General features: G+C 36.6%; 16 protein-coding genes. All 16 read right to left on the bottom strand.

All coding sequences use genetic code 11. From position 1 onward, the window contains the following. Positions 1-46: 46 nt before the first annotated feature. The 16 genes from ACMHJ2_RS05655 to ACMHJ2_RS05580 all read right to left on the bottom strand — a co-directional run bounded on the left by ACMHJ2_RS05655 (position 47) and on the right by ACMHJ2_RS05580 (position 23,507). The gene (locus ACMHJ2_RS05655) at positions 47-406 is read right to left on the bottom strand and encodes a WG repeat-containing protein (RefSeq protein ID WP_413511990.1); all 360 of its coding nucleotides are present in this window, start codon (positions 404-406) and stop codon (positions 47-49) included. Positions 407-455: 49 nt separating this feature from the next. After that, a complete protein-coding gene (locus ACMHJ2_RS05650) occupies positions 456-884 on the bottom strand; it encodes a DUF2147 domain-containing protein (protein WP_413511989.1) in 429 nt (142 codons plus the stop codon). Between the two features lie 185 nt (positions 885-1,069). Then, positions 1,070-1,495: a DUF2147 domain-containing protein gene (locus ACMHJ2_RS05645; RefSeq protein ID WP_413511988.1), complete on the bottom strand. Its 426-nt coding sequence runs from the start codon at positions 1,493-1,495 to the stop codon at positions 1,070-1,072. A gap of 42 nt (positions 1,496-1,537) precedes the next feature. Further along, a complete protein-coding gene (locus ACMHJ2_RS05640) occupies positions 1,538-2,437 on the bottom strand; it encodes a YihY/virulence factor BrkB family protein (protein ID WP_413511987.1) in 900 nt (299 codons plus the stop codon). 17 nt (positions 2,438-2,454) lie between these two features. Beyond that, complete coding sequence (gene nadC / locus ACMHJ2_RS05635) at positions 2,455-3,315, bottom strand: carboxylating nicotinate-nucleotide diphosphorylase (protein WP_413511986.1); 861 nt, start codon at positions 3,313-3,315, stop codon at positions 2,455-2,457. A gap of 87 nt (positions 3,316-3,402) precedes the next feature. Next, entirely contained in the window at positions 3,403-3,978 is a 576-nt protein-coding gene (locus ACMHJ2_RS05630; RefSeq protein ID WP_413511985.1) for a DJ-1/PfpI family protein, read from the bottom strand. Positions 3,979-4,663: 685 nt separating this feature from the next. Beyond that, positions 4,664-5,290 carry a hypothetical protein gene (locus tag ACMHJ2_RS05625; RefSeq protein ID WP_413511984.1) on the bottom strand — a complete coding sequence of 209 codons (627 nt, stop codon included), beginning with the start codon at positions 5,288-5,290 and terminating at the stop codon, positions 4,664-4,666. A gap of 127 nt (positions 5,291-5,417) precedes the next feature. Beyond that, the gene (locus ACMHJ2_RS05620; protein ID WP_413511983.1) at positions 5,418-5,588 is read right to left on the bottom strand and encodes a hypothetical protein; all 171 of its coding nucleotides are present in this window, start codon (positions 5,586-5,588) and stop codon (positions 5,418-5,420) included. Beyond that, positions 5,560-6,009 carry an RHS repeat-associated core domain-containing protein gene (locus ACMHJ2_RS05615; RefSeq protein ID WP_413511982.1) on the bottom strand — a complete coding sequence of 150 codons (450 nt, stop codon included), beginning with the start codon at positions 6,007-6,009 and terminating at the stop codon, positions 5,560-5,562. Before ACMHJ2_RS05615 ends, ACMHJ2_RS05620 begins: the two co-directional genes overlap by 29 nt. A 452-nt stretch (positions 6,010-6,461) precedes the next feature. Next, complete coding sequence (locus tag ACMHJ2_RS05610; protein WP_413511981.1) at positions 6,462-6,989, bottom strand: hypothetical protein; 528 nt, start codon at positions 6,987-6,989, stop codon at positions 6,462-6,464. Beyond that, positions 6,986-7,612 carry a hypothetical protein gene (locus ACMHJ2_RS05605; protein ID WP_413511980.1) on the bottom strand — a complete coding sequence of 209 codons (627 nt, stop codon included), beginning with the start codon at positions 7,610-7,612 and terminating at the stop codon, positions 6,986-6,988. Before ACMHJ2_RS05605 ends, ACMHJ2_RS05610 begins: the two co-directional genes overlap by 4 nt. 353 nt (positions 7,613-7,965) lie before the next feature. Then, the gene (locus ACMHJ2_RS05600) at positions 7,966-8,484 is read right to left on the bottom strand and encodes a hypothetical protein (protein ID WP_413511979.1); all 519 of its coding nucleotides are present in this window, start codon (positions 8,482-8,484) and stop codon (positions 7,966-7,968) included. A gap of 1 nt (position 8,485) precedes the next feature. Then, a complete protein-coding gene (locus ACMHJ2_RS05595; protein WP_413511978.1) occupies positions 8,486-9,883 on the bottom strand; it encodes an RHS repeat-associated core domain-containing protein in 1,398 nt (465 codons plus the stop codon). A 548-nt stretch (positions 9,884-10,431) separates the two neighbouring features. Beyond that, on the bottom strand, positions 10,432-10,941 hold the full coding sequence (locus ACMHJ2_RS05590; protein WP_413511977.1) for a hypothetical protein: 510 nt from the start codon (positions 10,939-10,941) through the stop codon (positions 10,432-10,434). A 3-nt stretch (positions 10,942-10,944) separates the two neighbouring features. Beyond that, complete coding sequence (locus ACMHJ2_RS05585) at positions 10,945-21,723, bottom strand: RHS repeat-associated core domain-containing protein (RefSeq protein ID WP_413511976.1); 10,779 nt, start codon at positions 21,721-21,723, stop codon at positions 10,945-10,947. An 11-nt stretch (positions 21,724-21,734) separates the two neighbouring features. Next, entirely contained in the window at positions 21,735-23,507 is a 1,773-nt protein-coding gene (locus tag ACMHJ2_RS05580; RefSeq protein WP_413511975.1) for a T9SS type A sorting domain-containing protein, read from the bottom strand. Positions 23,508-24,315 lie beyond the last annotated feature (808 nt).

Below are 24,315 nucleotides of genomic sequence, written 5' to 3'. Positions count from 1 at the left end.
TACAAAGGTAGCAAGCCTTTGGCTAAAAATAAAAAGATGAGATGATTTAATTATTGGGTTGATTAGAAACAGTATTTCCTTTCTTATCGATATAAAACCAATTTTCACTATTCCAATAGTGATATTCTCCTTTAGAACCTTCTACTTCTTGTTTTTTCCCTTCTTGTGTTGCTTTAGCTAAGCCATTTTCAAATGGAAATACAAAAGCAAATTGAGGCTGTATAACCACTTCCCCTCTTACATTTGCAAACCCCATTTTCCCTTCTTCATCTACAATTCGATAGACCCCTTCAACTACATAATCGGGTCCGTTATCATACATAAAGGGTTGATACGAAGACTGAAATGAAGCACACCCTCCTAATCCGAGAGCGATTACACTAAAAATCAAATGATTACTTTTCATCTCTATTTTTTTACATACAAGCCATCCCGAGGATAGCCTTCTTATTATATTACTGTTTAGTCCAAGTTTGTGATTTTCCCAGTAACAGAATACTTACCGAACCTTTTACTTCTAATTTACTATACCCAACAAGTTTCAACGTACATTTATATTCTATTCCCGATTCAGGATCCATAATTGTTCCGCCTGTATATTCATCTCCATCCTTAACCATATTCTTGAGAATAGTCAACCCCACATATTTTTTCACAGCCTCTTGTCCAGGGCAGTTTTCACATGTAGCATCCTTCTTCTCTGGATCAAAAATAGATATAATTTTCCCTGTATACCGACCTTTGCTTTCCTTTATTTCAACAATAGCTTTTGCATCACCCGTTTTATCATCTGTTGTTTTCCATTTGCCAACAATCGAATATTGGGCATTCATGGTCAATAAACCACCAAATAAAAACAGGGTTGTCAATAGTAAGTTCCTCATTCTATTTCGTTGTTTCTACTTTGTGTTACACAATCAAATATACTCCTTTTAATTTACACTTGCGAATCCCTTCTTCTTGTTTATTCTAACCCAAACTATTAAAAAAAAGTAAAAAGTAAGTATAAAAACAACCGCAGTCTTATATAAGACAAAAGGCTATCCTTTGCGGATAACCTTTTCATATATTATAATTTAGTCCAAGTTTGTGTTCTACCAATCAAAGAGATACCTACATAGCCTCTTACATCTAGTTTACTACTCCCATTGGTTTTAATACTGCATTTGTATTCTTTTCCAGATTCAGGATCTGTAATCGTTCCGCCTGAATATTCATCTCCATTTTTTTTCAGGTTCTTGATAATCACCAAACCTTCAATCGGTTTTCCTTTATCTACACCCGAACAATTATCGCATTTGGATGTTTTTTTGGCAGGATTTAAAATCTCTACTACTTTTCCAAAATATTTCCCGTCTTTTTCTGTGATTTCTACCACGGATTTAGCATCACCTGTTTTATCGTCAATTGTCTTCCATTTCCCCACAATAGCTTGCGCATTCATTGTCAGCAAACCACCTAGTAAAAACAGAACTGTAAAGATTGAATTTCTCATACTATTTTACTATTTTAATTTAAGTTATATACTCAAATATACTTATTTTTTTAACTTAATCTTACGAATTGCTAAATTTAACTCAAAACCCAGCAATAAAATCATACAGTTAATCCACAAATAAAACATGACTACTAGTAAAGTTCCTATAGAGCCATATAATTCGTTGTATCGGGCAAATCGAAGTACATAAACACCAAAGCCATATGAAGTTAAAACATATAAGATGGTTGTAAAAACAGATCCTATAGAAATGAAAGAGACTCCTTTTGTTTCTTTGGCTCCAAATTTATACAAAATTGACGTTGTCAATAAAACAACCAAGAGCAAATAAAGGTTCCTTACCCAAACCAACCAATTTAGACCAATACCAAAACGATAGATTAATACTTCTAAAATAACGTAAAAGGCGACGGAGAAAATCAACACAAAAGATAAAATCAGCGATAAGGCTAAAGCCACTAGATATTGTCTAATAATATTGCGAGAAATGGTGATATGGTACGAGGATTCAAATCCACCTATAATGGCAAATACCCCATTAGTCATTAAAAAAATGGAAAGTAAAAACCCCGATGATAGTAGAGATTTGTAACTATTATTCATAATATCAAGAATAATAGATTGAATGGCTTCGTAGGTATTCGGAGGTACTGAATTTTCAATAAACTGCAAGAAATCCGTTTGAAAATTATCAATTGGAATGTAGGGAATCAGGTTAAGAATAAAAAGGGCAAAAGGAAACAAAGCCATAAAAAAGCTAAAGGCAATAGAACCTGCCCGATACGAAAAGGCTCCTTTTATGATACCCACTAAATACAACTCAATTAAATCATACAACGAATACCCCTCAAGAAAAGAAAACTTTACTCGCTGTAATCCCCGAACGATTTTATTGATAATCGGTATCCGATCTAATTTATCCTCTACTTCTCTAGACATGCCCTTTTTTCTATACGCTATAAAACAGCTTTTAAACTTAAATCCATATTGTAGACGGAATGTGTCAATGCTCCCGATGAAACAAAGTCAACGCCACAAAGCGCATATTCTCTTACGGTAAGTTCATTAATATTACCTGATGATTCTGTTTGACATTGCTTGCCAATTAATTCCACTGCTTTTTTAGTGTTTTCAAAGTCAAAATTATCCAACAAGATACGATAAACATTATCACAAGCTAAGATTTGTTGTACTTCATCTAAGTTGCGTGCTTCGACAATAATTTTCAACGCTTTCTTGTTGTCTATTAAATAGGCATTTGTTTTATCGATAGCTTCTTTTATTCCCCCTGCAAAATCAATATGATTGTCTTTCAACATGATCATATCATATAAGGCAAAACGGTGATTTTCACCACCTGCAATTTTCACAGCCCATTTTTCAATGGCGCGAATCCCTGGGGTTGTTTTTCTGGTATCCAATATTTTGGTTCCCGTCCCCGCTAATAAATCCACAAAAACACGTGTTTTCGTTGCAATAGCACTCATGCGTTGCATCGCATTTAACATAAAGCGCTCTGCTTTTAGAATCGATTGAGAAGATCCGGTAACTTCTAATACAATATCACCTACTTTTACTGCAGCACCATCTTCAATAAAAACAGCAACCTCTAGAGTAGTATCTACCTCATGAAGAATCATTTTTGCAAATTCAACACCCGCAATAAAGCCTTCTTCTTTGACTAATACATGTGCTTTTCCCTTTGCGTTTACAGGGATACAGGCCAGTGAACTATGATCACCTTCTCCTACATCTTCCCGAATTGCATTGGTGATAATTTGTTTTAATTCTGCTTGAAATTGTTGTTCTGAAATCATAAATAAAAAATTAGCGCTGCTAAAATAAGAAATGTTTTACAAGTGTTCTTTTTTAGTAGCGCAAACTATAACAATTAAAGCAAATACTTAGCTTATTTTTATACCTAATAATTTATAAAACTCACTCAAAATAGCCGGATGACCTGGCCATGCGGGTGAAGTGGTTAAATTGCCATCTGTAAAGGCTTTATCCACATCAATTTCTTTATAAATTCCACCTGCAACTACAATATCAGGACCAATTGCTGGATAAGCAGTCAGCGTTCTCCCCTTTAATACATTAGCAGGAGTCAACACTTGAATACCGTGACAAATGGCAGCGATTGGTAGGTTTTTCTCGAAAAAGTATTGAACTATCTCTATCACGCGATGATTCAATCGGATGTATTCGGGTGCACGGCCTCCACATACGTATAGTCCCGCATAATCCTCTAGGCGAACCTCATCAAAACTCTTGTTAATCACAAAATTATGTCCTCTACTTTCTGCATAAGTTTGAAATCCAACAAAATCGTGAATGGCTGTAGCAATTACCTCATTTTTTTTCTTTCCAGGGCAAACTACATCAACCGCTACACCTACAGATAACAAAGCTTGATAAGGTACCATTACTTCATAATCTTCTACAAAATCACCTGCTAACATTAAAACTTTTTTCGACATAATTCGTTTATTTTTTTGGATTAATTTCTTCTAAATTACAAAATTCTATTTAATCTAGCTCCAACCTTTCTATTAAATTCAGCCATCCCTTCGTTTATTTCTAGCACTATTTCCTATTTTTGGAAAAGAGAAACAAAAGTATCGCATCGGTTATTCCACCCTTTACTCTCATCAGTATATCATTCTGCATGCAATGAACAATCGCATGGGTTACTCTATGCTGTACTTCCAACCAGTATGCCATTTATGAATGCTGTGTAGAACAGCATCTGTCAATAACAATTAGAGTAAATATTAGCATGGCTTTTTCTACACAAGATAATGCCTATGCTGAACGTATTAATAGAACCATTAAAATGATTATTTAGAATATTGGAAACCCAAAAGCTTCTGTGAACTCAGAAGATTAATTAAAAAAGCAGTCAACCAGTATAATAATACCAGCCCTCATAATTCAATAGCTAAAATGACGCCAGTTGAATTTGAAAATAAAAGGTTTGGAAAAAGTACTTTTTCCAAACCTTTTATTACTATATTTAATAATGAAGTTAATGTTTAAAAACGGTCAACCCTATTTAGGGACATTCACCCTTTTCTCTTCACCCATCACCAATTATCCACTAAATAACAAAACCCCTTTGATCCGTTTTGGAAGGTTGGGGTGGTGTTTATTTTTATTTATCGGTTATAACTCTTCTAATTCAATAACTTCTTTAGGTCTTTGAAAAATATCAGTGTCTAATAGCTTCTTAGAGAAATAACTGCCTTCATAATCTGCCCAATCTGTAAAATAATTATTCAAATAAAAAAAATAAATAATACTCAACGTCTTTTCTCTTTCTAAATTATTAATATTTAAGGATATTATACCATTCGCAAATATATTCGATGTATATTTCTCTTTAAATTTACTAAATCCTAATAATTTGTATTCTTTATTAATACTCTCATCAATCAAAAAGCATTCACCTAAAATATCACATTCCAAATTAACTCTATTTTCAATAATCTCTCTTAGAAACTCATCAAAAGTCAAATTATCTGTGATATTGGTAATATGTTTTCCAAAATACAATCGCCTTAATTCATCAATATCAAAGTGAACTAACTCATCGGCAGTGTTTCCTTTTTTAAATAAATATAAATCCATAAAATCAGAATAGCCATCCTCTTTACTTACTTCAATAATTTTTTCAATTGTTCTATATAAATCATTTTTGTGTATGTCACTTTTTTTACAGCAAAAAACCAAAAATACACTTATGAATATCCCAATTCGTACTATTGCTCTATTTTTCTTTTTTCCTATCATAATCTACCCTTTTCCCTAGTTTTGATTTTTCTCTAATTATGTCCTTATTCTTAACAGCTCTCATTTCCGACGGATTATTATTGTTTTCCTTCCCATAAGAATCCTTCATATTTCCAACTTCATAATCCTATTGATGTTGAAGTTCATGCGCTACTTTAGTTTCATCCGTTTTTGGGACACCCTTACTTTTTTCAAAACTTTTCTTCAATCCATCATCAAAATTATAAGCAGTATTACTCCCAACTGAAATACCTTTCATTACTTTTTTCTCAGAAGTTTTTTTTACTATCAAATTCATTTCCTCCTTTTACGCCGCCGCCGCTAGTAGACTTTCTATCAGTATCTATTAAATGATCATTTTTACTATCTATTAACTTTTGAATTTGCATCTTATAGTGTTTATCCGTCTTAGCAAGATTTTTATATGTATCAACTATTCTTCCTACAGTAGTTCCCTGATAACTTTTAGGATTAACCATATTGCCCTTTCCATTAACTAAATTAGTTCCATCAAATTTATATCGCGTTTTGTTTATTATAAAAACAATATCTCTTCCATCGAGATCTATTGTATTAATTGGATTATTAGCCACATAGGTATATGGGTTAATATTGGGGTACTTTTCAGCATGCAGATCAACCGATAAAAACATACTCGCACCCGGATCATAATAACGTGCTCCATAATAGTAGTAGCCTGTACTTGAATCCAACAGCACTACGTGCGGTTCGTTCGATTAAAACATAAATATCGTGTTTTTTTCTTTGTTCAATAGATATCCTTACATAACGGTTGCTTTTTTGTCGTCTTCGGCTGTACTTTACCTTTTGAAACACGTTGCCCCATTGTCGTTGAATATGTCAGGGCCGAGCGTTAAGAAAATGTCTGGTAGACATTTTTAGCGATGGAGCCAGGTGGCGCGGTGGCCAAATAGTGTAACGGTGGTAAAGTGTTTCTTTTATAGTGCAGTATGGACTACTCTGACAATTTTCCCTTAACTCATTTACCTCACTACGTTTACATCTGTTTTGGTGTTCGATGAATCTCCACTCCGTTTCGATTTCTCTTCACACATCCCCAATTATCCACTAAACAATCCCCCCTAAATAACAAACCCCAACGATCCGGTTTTGGAAGGTTGGGGTGGGTTGCTATTCTAACGGTAGTAGTTTACTCAATAACTACTACCTCTTTTGTTATTTCTTCAAATATTCTATCAAAATGAACCGAGTCGTTTTTGCCTTTTTCATTATAGTTATAATACATAATTTGATCTTCAATTAGCACTAAAAACAAATATTTACCTTTCTCGTCTATTTTAAAATTCCCTAATGTGAATAACTTATTAGGAATATAGGTAGAATCCTTTATTACAAAATCACTATCCTTATTTTTCACACCAACTTTAATTGGTTTATAATAAAACATGGTTATAACCCTATATTTAAGACTATCTGATACCATGGGATCTACTATTGTATCAAAAGGGCTATCAAATTTAAAAATAACATCATAAGGTTGATTTACTCTCAACGTATCAGGCAAATCCAATGTATAATTAATATTACCACGTATAGTTTTAGTACGTGACTCTGTTAATTGCATATCCTTATACTCCTCAAATTCATCTTTCTCCTTTTGCTTTTTTTCACAAGAAAAAAACAATATTACGATTAAAAATAAACTAACTAATCTCATTTTATATTATATAAATTATTCCACATTTTTGCCTCTTTACTTCTATTTAGTGAATCAACATTTTTAAAATTATTCCAATCTGTACTTTTTATTCTACTCTCTGGTAAAAAAGTATCTTTTTGTACTTCAATAAGTTCAAAAGACAATGGTGTTGGACGATATACATAAGCTGAATTAGGATTTTTCACTTTATAACCAGTAAATGTATGTTTTCTAACTTTATCTCCACCAAACCAACTCTCTAATGCATCTCCTGCAGTACCTCCTAATGAAAAAGCATCCATAACATCTTGGACTCCACTAAAAAATTTACCTAAGATACTAACCCCCGAAATAAGTCCTCCTCCAGCGCCTCCCATAAATCCAGCATCATTCGCATCAATGGTTTGATTATTCATTATACTTCTATTACTAAATCCTCCATTTTCAGTGCCATTCCCATATATTTTCATAAAACCAAATCTATTATTTGATCCATTTCTCATAAAATGATTATACCCCGATTTCTCCTTATTCTTCTCCCAATCCGAAGACAACTTATCAGCTCCAAGCTTTGCATCTATAATAATCGTCTCTAATACGGTTCCCATTTCGGATAATGCACTGTTTATAATATTACCCACATACCCAATAGAGGTATTTCTTTTGTAGTGTAGTATGGACTACTCTGACAATTCTCCTTTAACTCATTTACCTCACTACGTTTACATCTGTTTTGGTGTTTGATGAATCTCCACTCCGTTTCGATTTATCTTCACACATACCCAATAGAGGTGTTTCTTTTGTAGTGTGGTATGGACTACTCTGACAATTCTCCCTTAACTCATTTACCTCACTACGTTTACATCTGTTTTGGTGTTCGATGAATCTTCACTGCGTTTTGATTTCTCTTCACCCATCACCAATTATCCACTAAACAATCCCCCCTTAAATAACAAACCCCAACGATCCGATTGGAAGGTTGGGGTAGTGTTTTTTATTCTTTGTCGATTACGACGACTTTTTTTGTTACTCTTACTTCATCTTCTAACCATCGAATTAAATTTTCTCCATTCTCATCTTTTCTATTTAAATCAATAAAAACAGCATCATTAATGATACCATCGATGTAATAATTTCCTTTGGTAGGGAAAGAAATATCATAAATTGGTATTAATCTATTATCTATTGCTCCAAATGTATCAGTAACAACTGTTTTCAAACGAACAATATCATCCTCTAAATTTTTAGCAACCAATAAACTAGCAAAAACATATCGATTTTTCCTCTCATCTCCAAATTTTTCTATTATAGAATCGAAATTACTAACATAATTAATTTCACCCTCATAGAAAATACCAACATATACTGTGTCAGGAAATTTTATTTGATAATCTATAAAATTTTTAATTTTATAAGTCTCATATTCTTTATTTACTCTATCATTTTCTATTTTTTTACAACCTAAAAAAAATAAAAATATAATACTATATAAGGTTATCTTAAATATTTTCATTTTATCTAATTCTATTATTCATACGTATCGAATCCCTCTTATTTAACTGCTTAATAACATTCTCATTTCCCTCACCAATTACTGTATCTTTTACTGCTCTGTGTATTCTATCTTTATTATAAGCATCTCCTTTAACCACAGAATAAACAGACCTACTTACATTGATGTTTTTTGACTCAGTTGACATTGGCAAAATTTTAGCAGAATCTTCAGATGTATTAACTTTAATCGTTTCATCTTTAAAAAAGCTCAATACTTTGTTCAGCAATTCATAAAACGGATTGATATCTCCTCCTCCAACTTCTATATTGCCCTGTCCTCTGTCTCTTCCTATCGCACTATCCATAGGATCTGCTCCTGTGCCCCAAACCATAACTCCATCCTGAGTAATTTTACCTAACGTTTCCTTAGGCACTACTAATTCTTCGATAAAATTATTTCCCCCTCCTGAATTATCATTCCATATCCCATTATTATAAGTCCAACTGCCTGCCCTATCTGTATGGACATCTCCATTTTGAAAATTACCTTTTTCAGGTGGATCAGCACTCATCCCCGTTGGATCAATCAAATTAATCGGATTATTGTGTACATAATGGTACGGATTCCAAGCAGGAAATTGTTCCGCCAACGGGTCCACACTCAAAAATATACTCGCTCCTGGATCATAATACCTCGCTCCATAATAGTAATAGCCTGTACTCGAATCCAACTCTTTGGCATTAAACTTATACACATTTTCCAAAATGTTGTTGGTGCTCTGCTCTACCATTACCTCTCCAAACGGTAAATACTCAATGTACTGTACTGGTTTACCCATTATGTCAGTAATATACGACGTACTTCCTAAATGGTCGCTATGATACCACCAAATCGGACCTCGTTCTGCCAAGGGATCATCCTCACTTGGAACACTTACTGGAGGCGTATCTTCCCATCCATCCTCAATACCAGGTGGTAAAATAACCGGTGGAAAATAGGGCTCTGGCCTAGGATTTACTTCCTCTTCCTCTTCAAAATCAGGTATATTTAAATCACAGAAAGAGATTACACATCCTTTTTCAGTAAAACTAGTCCCTGGTAATAAAAGGCATTCATCGCACTTGACTTCGAAACAAATCATATATTTCATCAATTCATCGTATTCCGCTGGTTTATCTGCCTTGTATTTAAAGTACTCTATAAAATTAATAAATCGATTGTAACAATCCAACTCTAAACGCTTCTCTTCATTCTCCTCTTCTGTTCCTGTACCTCCTGTTCCTAAATCAATCGGTTCGCGCGGGATTGGATCAAGCGGGATTCCTGTTACTGGATCGTAAATATAACCTGTTTCTGGATCAATAACCAAACCATCTTCTGTGAATTTTACACAGCCTTTAGCATTGATTTGCTCCAAAATATGGCAATATCTCTTTACTACAGTTATACGCTTTTATATTACATTGTACGTTGGAATTCTTTGCTATTATAGCACTAAAAATGCATCACCCCTTTTGTCATACTGAACAAAGAGAAGTAAATGACTAAACCCCAACTACTACTTTTACTACACCACTGTTGCTTTTTTGTAGTCTTAGGCTGTACTTTATCTTTTGAAACACTTCTACCATTGTCGTTGAACAGTCGAAGCCTTTTTTAATAGTGTAACGGTGATAGGGTGTTTCTTTTGTATTGCACAATTGACTAATCCGACAATCCACCCATTTCCCATTTCTCATCACACATACCCAATAGAGGTGTTTCTTTTGTAGTGTAGTATGGACTACTCTGACAATTCTCCCTTAACTCATTTACCTCACTACGTTTACATCTGTTTTGGTGTTCGATGAATCTCCACTCCGTTTCGATTTCTCTTCACACATCACCAATTATCCACTAAACAATCCCCCCCCTAAATAACAAAACCCCAACGATCCGTTTTGGAAGGTTGGGGTATTATTAAATTTATTCTTTGTCGATTACAACTACTTTTTTTGTTACTCTTACTTCATCTTCTAACCATCGAATTTGATCTATTCCCTCTTCATTTTTTTTATGCAAATCTATTAATACTAAATCATTTATAACCCCGTCCATATAAAATACGCCTGATTTTTCAAATTTAAGCATGAAGTAAATTAATCTATTATCATATGCACCAAATGTATCTTTCACAATACTTTTTAAATAATCGTAATCATAATCTATATTATTTGTAGTGGTTATTATCAAACGTGCATATCTATTAGTATCCTTAACTCCAAAATTAGTTATGATAGAATCATAATGGCTTTTGTAACTAACTAAACCATAATTATCTTCTTTAGAATATACTGTATCTGGAAAATCTATATCATAAACAATTCTATTTTCATCCAAATGAATTTTATTCTGGTTTGAATCAGTATTTTTAACCCGACCTTCACAATTATAAAATAATATTCCTATTAAAACTATTAAACTAAATTTTCTCATTGTTTATCTTCTATTATAATAATCTCTCATTTTTATTCCATTTAAAGAATCTCTTGTATTTAATTCTTTGACAATTGGAGCATCTTGCCTATTTACTGTAGTATCTCTTGGTACTGGAGTATGAAAGGTAGATCCATTATCTCTAAAAGGCTTAGTTGCATGATAATCAATTCGTTTCATAGTAACTTTATCCAAAGTAGGTACAACAGGTACAATTGGTTGTGGCGAAAGTGGTTGATTATTTGCTTTGGGCGCAAAAGTATTACTCCCATCAGGTGCAACTCCAGGCAACACTGTTTCAGGCCCAAATACATCCATGGCAAAAATCATAAACACCGTCATATCAACCCATGGCGTAAACCTACTTCCTTTTGGCGGTTCTAAAGGAGAAGATTTTCCTCCTTCCATTGTAAAACTCATTCCTTCTAATTTCCAATTTTGAATACCTTTCCTAAAATGGTTATACCCCGATTTCTCTTTATTCTTCTCCCAATCCGAAGACAACTTATCAGCTCCACGCTTTGCATCTATAATAATCGTCTCTAATACGGTTCCCATTTCGGATAATACTGTATTCATAATATTTCCTAGTTCTGGTTGTTTTACAGGATCTCCAGGTTCCTGTGCACTCATCCCCGTCGGATCAATCAAATTAATCGGGTTATTGTGTACATAATGGTATGGATTCCATCCCGGGAATTGTTCCGCCAACGGGTCCACACTCAAAAATATACTCGCTCCTGGATCATAATACCTCGCTCCATAATAGTAGTAGCCTGTACTCGAATCCAATTCCTTTGCATTAAACTTATACACGTTCTCCAATATGTTGTTGGTACTCTGCTCCACCATTACCTCCCCAAACGGTAAATACTCAATGTATTGAACCGGTTTACCCATTATGTCAGTAATATACGACGTGCTACCCAAATGGTCGCTATGATACCACCAAATCGGACCTCGTTCTGCCAAGGGATCATCCTCACTTGGAACACTTACTGGAGGCGTATCTTCCCATCCATCCTCAATACCAGGTGGTAAAATAACCGGTGGAAAATAGGGCTCTGGCCTAGGATTTACTTCCTCTTCCTCTTCAAAATCAGGTATATTTAAATCACAGAAAGAGATTACACATCCTTTTTCAGTAAAACTAGTCCCTGGTAATAAAAGGCATTCATCGCACTTGACTTCGAAACAAATCATATATTTCATCAATTCATCGTATTCCGCTGGTTTATCTGCCTTGTATTTAAAGTACTCTATAAAATTAATAAATCGATTGTAACAATCCAACTCTAAACGCTTCTCTTCATTCTCCTCTTCTGTTCCTGTACCTCCTGTTCCTAAATCAATCGGTTCGCGCGTGATTGGATCAAGCGGGATTCCTGTTTCTGGATCGTAAATATAACCTGTTTCTGGATCAATAACCAAACCATCTTCTGTGAATTTCACACAGCCCTTGGCATTAATTTGTTCTAAAACACCGCAATAATCGATAATGACAACCGTTTCATATTCTAGGCAAATCAATGGACTGGATCCTGGTCTTTTACATGCTTTTAAATAGACCTTGCTGCTTTCTATAATAGCTAAGATCTGTTGCCTACAATGCAACTTTTCTGGCGTATTATAAAGCGAATTTAGTAAAAAGTCTACTTGATTTTTACAAATCGTTTGGGAAGTTTGAGATATAGTTAATCCTCCTGGAAAAGTGATATCCCTACCACTGCCTGGAACTGCTGCATCCTCCAATCCTCTTGTTGTATAACTAGCCTTTGCATTCGCTCTTGGTACCGTCGTGACATGGGGCGAAACTAGTCCTGTATTATAATCCTCATACTTAAAATTCAACGTACTCTCAGAATTTGAAATACGAGAAGCAATACGCTTGGCATTGGCGTAATAATGCTTGGTATAATATTTATCATTGTAAACTAAATTCCCACTTGGATACAACACTTCATCAGCTCCATACATACCATTTAGAGAAGCTCCGCCATTAATGCTTAAGCTATTAGCTCCGCCTATGCGCTTAATCACGCGTTCTCCTTTTCCATCATACAAATAAGCACTAGTGAGCCTCCCATCATCCTCTATAATCGCAGTAATATTATTATTCGCATCCCATTTAAACGTACGATTACTATAGGCAATCGCATTTTTAATATTTGCTGATGCCTTAATTGCCTCTATATTTCCATTGGGCATATATTGAAAATCTTGATAAAAAGAAGTGCCATACGCATCCTTTCCACTGATAAGTGTTACTCTTGGTACACTGGAATCCCCATATTTATAGTCCTTGTTTAATGCATTTTCGGTAAAATAGTACTGATTCTCATTGCGATTATAGACTTGGTGTTTTTGTTTTTTCTCTGCAATGGAATGATCTTTGTTGTACTTCATCGTCAAACTATAACTATGCTGCTCCAAACGCCCTTCCCAGACACCTTCTGAGCTACTCAATCGATTAAAACCATCATAACTAAACCCCTTAATGGATGTTCCACCTACCCGAAGGTTTTCATGTTGGCTAAAATCATTGCGCATCTGAGTAATATTGTTGTTCTTATCGTAACTATATACATTTCTAGCATAAATACTGCGCTCTAAGGGATCAAAAGAAATCGTTAATCCCAATTCGGCCGCACGCAATCGCTCAGTGAAATCAAATTCTTGTTTCAACTCTACTTTATTGCCATATTTAATGTAATACGGCTGGTCAAAGTAATTGTACTTCACATCCGTCAAATAAGAATAGCCTACTGCATTGCGAATTGATTTTAATTGCCCAACTTCATTGTATCTATAGAGTATTTTTTCCGTATCAGGATAAATAAGCTCTAAGATTCGACCCCAGGAATCGTATTTGTATTTGGTTTTAAAATAGCGGAAATTTCCTTGAATATCTTTAATTTTTTTAGTATCCTCTATTACCTCGCCCAATTTGCCATATTTAAAACTGTGAGAGCCTGTTTGATCCTCCATAAAAATTAAACGTCCTTCTTGCTCATATTTAAAACTAGCATCAATCTGAAAACCATATAGATTGATCAAACGGTTAAAATCATACTTGTAATCAGTAATTAAACCATTGCCGTCTTTCTTTTGGATCAGCTGTCCTATATCATCGTATTTAAACGTGGTAATCCCCGAAGCCGAAGCTTCTTTTTTGGTCACTCTACCCAACAAATCATAGTCGTACTTGGTGAAGTGATTCGCCGCATTGGTTACTTGTTTAACTTGTCCTAACGGGTCGTAAACAAAAGTGGTTGAAAGGGTTTGTCCGTCACCCAATTGACTTTGTTTGGCAGTTTGACCAAACTTGTCAAAATAGCTAATCGTCGTATTGCCTTCTGGTAAAATGACTTTTTGTGTAATGAAATTCCCTTCAAATCCGTAGCTATTTTTCGTAGTCGCATTGATTCCAAAAATTCGCTGCTCCAGAACGCGATCCTGATTGTCATAACTGGTCAAAATCTTGCGCTCATCCAAATCGGTTGTTGGGTAATAGGCTGTCATAATAGATTCTAACGTTTGTCCTTGTTGCAAAGGATAACAGTGTACCTCTTCTTCGGATAAATAATTTTCAACGACACGGCTAAATTCATCGTATACATTTTTACCCGATACAGCCAAGCGCATGGCAGGTGTATTTTCAGGACAAGCGCGGTTGTCCATTTCATTTTCCAATTGTTTTTTTACCTGAATCACTCGCCCTAAACCATCGGTAAGCATACTGGTATGTAAAATATTCCCATCCCCCAAATTGTGTTGGGTTAGCGATTTTCTATTGTTGATATATTTATTTCGAATCGTCCAATCGGTTTCATAGGGTCCTTTTACTTCTAATAAACGATTAAACGCATCGTATTTATAGCGAATTTCTTCACCATATACATCTCTTACTAAGACAGGTTGTCCAAAAACACTCATTAAATTTCGAGTTACATTGCCAAAAGGATCTTTAATTCTGGCAGGTACTACTTTAAAATAATCTCCTGTATATTCACTTCCTGGTCCCGAAGCATGTATATAAACGCCATAGTCATAAGTATAGGTAAATCCTCCAGGTAATATTTTCTTTATTATATTTCCTAAAACATCATATTCATATTTAATAGTTGTAAATTCTATACTACTCAAATATTGGCTTACTCCCTCATATCTCATCCCATTCGGCGTTACCACTGCCTTAGTCAATCTCAATTGTTGATTGCCAGCGGTTAAAGCAACTCGATGGCTAATCGGCAAGGTTTTAACCCCTAAATTATAGGCAATATCCATCGTCAGTCCACGATCTACATCTTGGTATTTTTTAACGTTCCCCCTTTTGTCATACAGAGTAAACTTTTGCTGGGTTTGGTTAAGCAAAGCATCCGTCCCCGTTTCGGCTTGATACGTCCAGTTTTTGGTTTGCATACTAGTAACTAAAGGCAATACGGACAATTTCTCTGTAAATACACTTACTTCGGCACTCGAAGTTGTAGCCGTATTGATATCTGCGGTAACTAAACGACTGTCATAGAATTTGTATTCATAGGTGGTTTCACTTAAAAGGCGTTGTCTTTTATCTAGGCTATACGTCTTTTTAGGTAAACCTTTTTTATAGAGGTATTGTTTTAAACTAGAGCTTGTACCGGGTTGATATAGCTCATTGTCTTTCATTGCCTCTTGGATATATTCGATTACACTGGTGCGATACGGAACTCCCTCCGCATTTAATACGTGTGCTTTGGTCTTGCCAAAGCCCAAGAAGTTGCGCTCCTTGCGGTCTTTGTATCCATTGAAATATTCATAGGCATACTTAGTTGTATTTTCGCCATCTCCTGCAAAACCATCGTAAACCGATACTTGGGTTAAAGTCCATTTCTTATACGGCATCTTATAAGTCGATCCAATAACTGATTTGTCGATGGGATTAGCGATATCGTAATCCAAACTAATCGTAGCTCCAGTGGTTTGGGTTACCGTTTTTAGTAAATTGGTGCGCTTAATACGCGATTTATATACCGTAATACTCTCATTTCTCGATGAGGTCACATAATCCATATACCCATCCCCATCGAAATCCATATAACGGCCTTCTTCACTAGAAACATTTCGCCCTTCGGCTAGTCCAACTGAAAAACAGAATTTAGGCCCTGTTGCAATAATAGGCAGTGGAAAGTACACACATATGGTTACATTGCCATTAATCCCACCTTCAGTAGATTTTTGGATTTGATGTCCTGGAACAGCATATCCCCCAGCTTCAAAACCAGTTCCTGTATTGATATAATATCGACCATCAACCACTTTTTCAGGTAAACCATCACCGTTTAAATCCAAGTAGGTGATTTGATCTCTCGACGAACTGGCAGAAAGACTTAAGCCGAAGGATATATCCATATTGGAGATTGCTGAAAACCCTCCATTACCTCCACCGCTCTTGGTCTCGGTTATACTTTGTTGGAAGGGCAAACCGCGCCAAAGGGGACTCTCTCTAAAAGTGCCTCCGTAATTTAACAGTACTTTACCGTCACTTTGAACAATATCGATTAAACCATCACCATTGATATCCACATAAAAGCGATTGGTGGTATTGGTGGTACTAAATCGACTGCCACTAGCAGATGCACTCCCTTGATTTCCGACAACTAAATTTAAATTTGGAGTCTTAGCTGCACCTGAATTGGCAGAAGGAGTAGACCCCCCTGAAGATGCTCCACTGCGTATTCCTACGTAACCTCCACCTAGTAAAGCTCCTGTACCTCTAATACCCGTTTTTATCGTAAAATCCGCTTCTACTATGCGACTAGATAGTCCGCCGCGTTTGGCGGTCAACTGAATGCGTTCACCAATAATATCGGGGAATCCATCCCCATTGATATCCATAAACTCATTCAAGAGCTCACTCGATCCATCTGATTTAGTATTCCCCATATTAATTGGTCCAAAACCTAAGGATTTATTTGTACTGTTATTTTTGACGTATGAATATTTATTAATTCCCGCAGCTCCATAGTTGCCAACGGGTACCGTCGGTGGCCGCAAATCGGGAATATCATCCGTTAAAAAGCGCGTATAAGGACTAATGCCTGTAGCCGAAACATATAAATGTTCATGGTTCTCCCAACGGTTGGTCTTTTTATTGGGCAGTAACATCGCGAAATACTCCGATATATTCCCTCCCAAACGCTCTAGTTCATCCATATCCTGCTCCACCTGATCTAAGGTGAGATTGGGATCGCTAACAATATCCCCTACTGTATCTCCAGAACTTGTTGCATTGCCAAAAGGGTGTATATTCTTTCCGACAATCGGTCGATACGTTTGCGCAACTTCTGCGCCTTTATAAGCAAATTGCCCCCAGTTTCTAAACATAGGACCCCAAGCCGTGGTAGACTCCGAAGTATACACATTGGCCTTTACTCTTCCACTCGCATCAACCCCCGCCATATAGGTCGATGGATTTCCACTCGAGGTAACTTTAATTAAAGCTGGTGGAGGACTAGTCACTTGCTGTTGATACGTATCCATTAATTCTCCTATGCCATGTTCTGTGGTATAGTATTCAAAGAAATATTTCTCTCCAATACGGGGACTTAACGTAAACGAATAAGAATTGCCTAAATTCTCATAGGTATAATTCGCATTCAAACGCTGTTTTTGGATAATAGCTCCCGCTGCGTTAAACTTATAACGGAACTTCACATACCCTCTAGCCTCATCTGGATTGCTATTGCTAACTAATGGAATTATACTTCCATTATCATAACGGGCTACTAAATACACATAGCGATCTCTACACACAGCTTCTGTACAAGCAGCAAGAGAAAACGTATTGTTTATGTTTACTGTAACACGGGGTCCTATTGCGGTATATTGCAAAGGGATATTACTGGTGTGTACTTTACTGTAATTGGTATAATAGGGCGTTAAATACACATCGGGATTCTCTGGATCTAAAGAAACCAGTTTAGGTTTAAACTTGTTATCAATATCTTTCCAATCAATCTCAGAATCACTTTGTACTTCCACTTTTACATATTGAAAACTACTAGGAACCGAAGTGATTGCACTCATATCGAGGTTTCGATTGGGCGAAGCAAAAGTCGATGTTGTTAAAATGCCACTCGTTTGTTCATAAATCACAACATTGTTTCCCGTGGCTGGTACATTACCTCCTGCCGTAGTTCCTTTTTTAAAATAAGAAACCCGAATCGTTACCCGATCATCATCAAAAACACTAAAACTCGGCCATTCCAAACGGTATTTTCCCTTTTTATTAAAGGTATGCTCTTGGTTAGTACCTACAATAAAACTTTCTCGATAACTCGATGAATGTCGAGAATTGGTTTGAATAGGATCAGGGTTTACGCCTGTATATTCTACTTTGGGATTCCAACTAACCCCAAGTTCGGCTAAGGGAATTTGATTGGTATGCACACGGAAAAAAAGCAGATCTCCTTTCACTACACTCAGGGTATGATTGTGGCTTTCACTGGTGGATAACATCAAGTTAGGACCTAAAACAAAACTCGCATAGCCCATATCGGATTCGTGCAATTTTTCAATGGAAAATTTAACCCCGCTTTCTAAGGCGATGTGCTGCTTAGCAATGATTCCTGTTACTTTTACCTGTCCTGGTTTTGGCGCACGCCATACCATAACCACATCCATAGGCCCATTAGTCATATCGACCTGGGGAATCGGATTTAAAATAGGGGCGACATCTTCTTCTTTCAGTATAATAACCGGAGTAATTGAACTGTCTAAACTATAAGAGGGCGCTTTGGTTTGAGGGTCAATATACCCAAAATAAACGCGTTCGTTATCTACCACATCCAACAAACCATCCGCATTGACATCGGCCATATAGGTACTTGTTTTGGATGAACTCTTTGCGTTAGAACGCGTGAAATTACCCACCATGATATTGACACTAAACCCCTTATCACTACTTTCTCCTCTAGAATAATTCAAATTGGGCAAATCTTTAATTGGATAGACATCAAATGAAAACTTAGTACCTAAATTCTTGCGGTAGTAAAATTTCTTTCCATCTTTAAAAACCTTATCGGGTAAACCATCGCCATCGATATCCGCCATCATTACTTTGGTTTCTGCATTGGAAGAACCTCCGCCAAAATTACCCCCTACAGTGGCAGCCCAACTAAAGGGAATCCAAGAATTGGGAAAAATAGGTGTCACAATTCCCGCCGAACCTCCGCCATTAAAATTGGTCGATTTTCCTTCAGAACCTCCTAAAGCAGAAATATAAACCCCAAAGTCATCGTAATCCGTCGCATAATCTTTGTAGGTATTGTACGTTTTTCCACTACCCTCAAACAAAGAACCACTGCCTATATCGTCGTGGTAATCAAAATTGTATTGCTCTACAACCGTTGACATATTATTTCCAATATAATCGCTATTATTGCTATTGCTATTGATAATTTTATACAGTAAGGTTCGTCCGAATTTACCTGCCTTATACAAAAATTTATATTCATTATAAGCATAACCTAAAGAGACATAACGCCCCTCTTCTGAGTCCATTTGGGAAGCTTTAGGCTCCATGCTAATTATTATCTTATCAATCAAATCCACACTTTTAGCTTCTACGCCAAAACGATTGTTTACCTTGACATCCCGACGAGGACCTGCTGGTGAATCTATCGTGTTTTTTCTGACAATTTTAATTGTAAATTCATGTAGAATAGATCCTCTAGTACCTAATAAAGGGTGTTTATTATATACAATATTGTTCAATTGATAATCTCCACTCGCATTTTGGTTGTAGCCATATTCCATAGAATTACTAAACAAATCGGTAACTTTAGTCAGATACCATTTTCCTTTGGAATAGGTCGTATACGCATAGGTCCATCCCGTGCTGTGATCCAAAACCTCCCAGGTATAATTGTTCACCGAACCCAAACGCTTAATCTCTTGATTGGGGTTGTGTTGCATCTTTTTAAAGGTAGCATTGGCCTGGCGGTTCATCAATACATCTTTATGAGGTGCATACAGGGTATTATCTCCTTTAACCAATAACAACTCCTCCCCATTGAATAAATAGGATTCCGTTTCTTTGGCAGAGTCATACAGCGGTACCCCCCAACGGGTATCTACAGAAATGGTAGGAACCGATAAACTCCAACCCAACCCAAAATCCCCTTCGTCGGAACTACTGTTGTAATTCACCGAAATATCGGGGGTCATGCCGTGTCTTCCTTGGGGAAGTATCAAAGGAAATTGAAGCGCTGCATCTCCTCGGTCATTGATCTGAGGTACGCTAACCATCGGTATATTTTTCGTAGGATTAACCGCCTGAATCCCACTTAAAGTGGTTGGTGCAAAGGCGCTGCTATCTGGGCTTTCAGGTTCTTGAATAACCCCTGCCAAATAATCCGTAAAGTGATTGGTCAGTGCTACCACTTGATTGCTGTCTTCCAATACGGCAATCACTTTTACTTTTTGCCATTGTTTGACTTGGGTATCGAAGTAAAAAACCTGGATATCCTTGACACTATACCCGCGAGGTAAAGCGCTTGCATCATAGGGAAGGGTCAATTCTACTTCTTGGTCAAATTGAGTCCCATCGGGTAAAAAGCGATAAGCAGCATTCCCCTGGGTCACATTGACCATAGCCATCCCCGTTGGGGCATAGTCACTCGAGCGAAGTTCTTGGATAGACAAGGTGAAATCTTCTTTAAAACTACCTGATGGTACCTTGATTCCCACCTTGCCTGCGGTAAAAACATTGGATTCCGCTGTCTTTTGCACAGCAAAATCACGGCGATCAAAAGCCGCAGTTAACGCCTTTAGTTGGGATACGCTTTGGGTGGGCTCAAGCGAAATTGCTTGGCTAGCTAAAAGGTCCCCGTTCTTTTTCAATTCTACAACTACAGGTTCTTCGTTTACTATCGCTGCTTTTTGTACATATTCAAAGCTTTGATTGGCAAGGGGAATGCGCTTACCTGAAATGAATAACTCCACCCCTTGATCTGCGGGAACAATCCCCGATACATAGACATTACCCGTCAAACTATCGCGTACCACACCATTGACTTGAATACGCGGTGTATTTTGAGCATTTAAGCGCTTTTCAATTTGTAAATTGCGAACGATATAATGAGATTTTGCTTGTATATCGGCTGTAAATAAAACCGTATTCGTTCCCGACTTCAAATTTGATGCCGAAATGTATTCTTCTACGCGGGTCCACTTCGGACTCTTGCCTTGGGCATACCCCCCCATACTTGTGGTAGTATTGATGCTCTTGGCTACTTCTGCCGCACTTGAAGCCCCGTATAAATCATAAGACAAAACATAAGTTGCTGCAAGATCTATCGCATCGGATAGGTTGACCTTAAATAAATTGTCTTCGGGATCATCATAAGGCATGGTTGCATCAACGCCAATAACGCCATAAGGAATATCTGCGCCATACAAAACCGTAGTTCCTGCTACGGTTCTCGTTGAGGTGGGATGGGCAGTATACGCTGGCGCCTCGGCTAGTGTTGTCGCTGCTTGGGTTTGCTCTGCCTCCTGTTCTGCGGAGCTAAAATCCGCAGGATCTAAGGCGTATATTTGTTCTTGTTTAGGAGTCCCCTTCGCCGAACTTGACTCTTCTGAGCCATCCAACGATTGAATTGGCGCATAAAAAGAAGCCGAAGCAGCAAAAGGAAGGGGTTTGGCATAGGCTACAAAAACCTCAAATACGAAACTCTGTAGTAAGCTCACCAAAATCAAAGTTGAAATCTCCCTTTGGTAACGTTTAAAAAATTGCATGATAGTACGGATTATTTGACAATTAATTTTTGAATGGATGTTTTACTGTTGATGATAGAAACCAGTAAATAGGTGGTCTTTCCAGCTAGTTTATAGGTGTACTCCCCACCTTCAATAAGGCCCAGTTGTTTGCGCTGAATAAACTTGCCTTCTAAGGTATAGATGTAGAAATCTACCTGTTTGGGGGATTCAAAGAAATAGTGTACCTTGAATTCTTCCCCAGCTTTTACTGGATTTGGACTTACCAACCACTGCTCATCCAATGAACTAGTGGTTTTTAGCTTTTGTTCCACGTTAAAGTCAAAACGCTGGTACTTTCCTCTAACATCCGTGACTTCTAAGGTAAAATTACCGGGGTAATTTACTCGTAAAACAGGGGAGGTCGAGATAATTTTATCGCCCAAATACCAACGATAGCCCAATTGCTTGTCTTTGTTTTTGATTTGAGGCTTAATTTCGATCAATTCACGTCCATTTAAAGTCCAAGTGGCAGCTAAACTAAGCTGATTGGAAGCGGTAAAATCTAGGTCTACGCCCTGAATTTCTGCTTTTTGATCTTGCGCATCCTGAACGACAAAACCATAGGTAGAGCTGGGTAAATCTTCCAAAATATAGCGCGCCGTTTCACTGATAAGCAGCTGCTTTTCTTGCGTTTTCAAATCGGTGACTTGGATAGAAAAAGGAGGCTCCCCTTGCTCATTCGCCGTTAGAATATAACGGTGATTAATACCCAACGTATCTTGTTGAAGGTCAATGGCAAAAGGTTTGCGTCTGCCAATGGACCAATATACATTGGTGTTTCTGTCAATCGCAATGGCTTTAAAACGCAGTTGAACCGTATCGGTAATCTCATTTTGTATTTCACCACCCAGAGACGTATACAAATAATAGTCGGTGTCCTTTTCTGGAGTGACCGCAATTGCTAGATTCATTGTTATGGAATGGTCTCCTTTATTTTGAACCAACCATTGGCGATTAAAGCGATTGGTTTGAGCATCAAAGGTTTTGCCCTTGCCATTATCCCCGACTAAAACGTAGGTTTTATCTAAAAGTGTTTCTTGAGTGGCTGCTTTTTCAATGACAACTTCTGGCTCTTCATTACTGGAACTCGCTATTTGGTTTAAGCCAAAGTAGGAATCTTTAGCCAAACCGATAAGGTGATTATTAAAGGCCGTATTGTACTGCTCATCCCAAAGCTTTACGTCATTACTACCCAAATACTTGGACTTATTCGCCAAGGTTATTCCGTATTTAAGCGCCAAATACGTATCTATTTTATCGCGTTTAGAAGGTTCTGAACAATCGTTGCAAAGCAAAACCTCATACAGCGCTGTTGTAGCTTTGTCAAACGCAGTCTCTACGTATAAAATACCTCTGGGTTTACTCTTTTTAAAATGCGCATTGTAAAAATTAAAATTGACAATTGCGCCCTTGTTTAAATACGCTAAATCAACCTTAACCTCTGAATTGGATTTTATCACATCGGTATAAAAACTGTGTAATTCACCGCCATCATAAATGGAAAAAAGCTTCTCCCCCCCTTGGGTGCTTTTTAAAACATAATACACATAGCTGTAGTTGGAAGAAGTGAATTTTTTATTCAATACCGGAAATTCACCACTTAAGGGAATACGCGTATTGTAATTGAAGCCCAAATCTGCCTCTGCAACAGGAAGTCCTTTTACCCAGAGTAATTGATGGGAATTTTTAAACGTTGCTTGACCGTAGACCACAAAAGGACTCAAACAGAAAAGAAGCATAATTGTCAGTAAGGTTCTAAACATAGGGTAAGTTTTAAACACTGCCTACACCGCTATCAAAAAAAACAAAAAGTGAACTCCCGAAAGCAACAAAACAAGCTACTTTTAGCCGAGGAATCACATACAAAACAAGTGCCTTTTTCAATAGCTACTTACCAAAATTAGTAAGGGTTTTTAGGTGTATGCTATTAAATTTAATACAATACTACAACATTTAAAATTAAGTTAAAATAACACTTTAAAGTATTAATAATAACTTAATTAAACCAAAACGAAACATGGATATATTTAAAAATTAGAAAAATAAAACACATAATACACACATATAAAGCTAAAAAAATAAACAAAAAGAGGCATTTGAGAACAAAAAATAATCAAAAAAACCATATTATTTATCAATAAAAATTTACTTTTAACAAAAATGACGTTTCAATAGTCATACTTTTTTATGTATTTCTACAAAAAAATCGCCATTTGTGAATATAATACAATAAACAACCAACGAAATGCTGCATTTTACAAGCGATTCTTCTGTATATGAAATTTAAATACACGTCAATTCAGATGAATCTGAGCTAAATCAGCTTTTTCTTTTTAGTTACACACATAATTCAATACCTCTAGTTAATGGGTAGCAAACCAAGCACACCAAAACTTATTTTTGTCTTTTTGGCAGGGGTAAATCAGCGCTTAGTTTATTTTAGGATATCCCCTTGTTTAAAACCGCACTGATCCTTTGCTATCTAAGACCTTTTGATGGAATCTTTTAAGCTTTTAGTTGTGCTTGTTCGAGTTTTGTTCGAGTATCCTTCGAATGAGCTTCGGAAAAAGG

Origin of the sequence: Myroides odoratus, assembly GCF_965118575.1 — a bacterium.
Classification (GTDB): Bacteria; Bacteroidota; Bacteroidia; order Flavobacteriales; family Flavobacteriaceae; genus Flavobacterium; species Flavobacterium odoratum_B.
This window is presented reverse-complemented; position numbering and strand designations above follow the sequence as displayed.

Coding starts and splice junctions, on each gene's coding strand:
- ACMHJ2_RS05655 (WP_413511990.1), bottom strand. CDS start 406: ATGAAAAGTAATCATTTGATTTTTAGTGTAATCGCTCTCGGATTAGGA.
- ACMHJ2_RS05650 (WP_413511989.1), bottom strand. CDS start 884: ATGAGGAACTTACTATTGACAACCCTGTTTTTATTTGGTGGTTTATTG.
- ACMHJ2_RS05645 (WP_413511988.1), bottom strand. CDS start 1,495: ATGAGAAATTCAATCTTTACAGTTCTGTTTTTACTAGGTGGTTTGCTG.
- ACMHJ2_RS05640 (WP_413511987.1), bottom strand. CDS start 2,437: ATGTCTAGAGAAGTAGAGGATAAATTAGATCGGATACCGATTATCAAT.
- nadC (WP_413511986.1), bottom strand. CDS start 3,315: ATGATTTCAGAACAACAATTTCAAGCAGAATTAAAACAAATTATCACC.
- ACMHJ2_RS05630 (WP_413511985.1), bottom strand. CDS start 3,978: ATGTCGAAAAAAGTTTTAATGTTAGCAGGTGATTTTGTAGAAGATTAT.
- ACMHJ2_RS05625 (WP_413511984.1), bottom strand. CDS start 5,290: ATGATAGGAAAAAAGAAAAATAGAGCAATAGTACGAATTGGGATATTC.
- ACMHJ2_RS05620 (WP_413511983.1), bottom strand. CDS start 5,588: ATGAATTTGATAGTAAAAAAAACTTCTGAGAAAAAAGTAATGAAAGGT.
- ACMHJ2_RS05610 (WP_413511981.1), bottom strand. CDS start 6,989: ATGAGATTAGTTAGTTTATTTTTAATCGTAATATTGTTTTTTTCTTGT.
- ACMHJ2_RS05600 (WP_413511979.1), bottom strand. CDS start 8,484: ATGAAAATATTTAAGATAACCTTATATAGTATTATATTTTTATTTTTT.
- ACMHJ2_RS05590 (WP_413511977.1), bottom strand. CDS start 10,941: ATGAGAAAATTTAGTTTAATAGTTTTAATAGGAATATTATTTTATAAT.
- ACMHJ2_RS05585 (WP_413511976.1), bottom strand. CDS start 21,723: ATGCAATTTTTTAAACGTTACCAAAGGGAGATTTCAACTTTGATTTTG.
- ACMHJ2_RS05580 (WP_413511975.1), bottom strand. CDS start 23,507: ATGTTTAGAACCTTACTGACAATTATGCTTCTTTTCTGTTTGAGTCCT.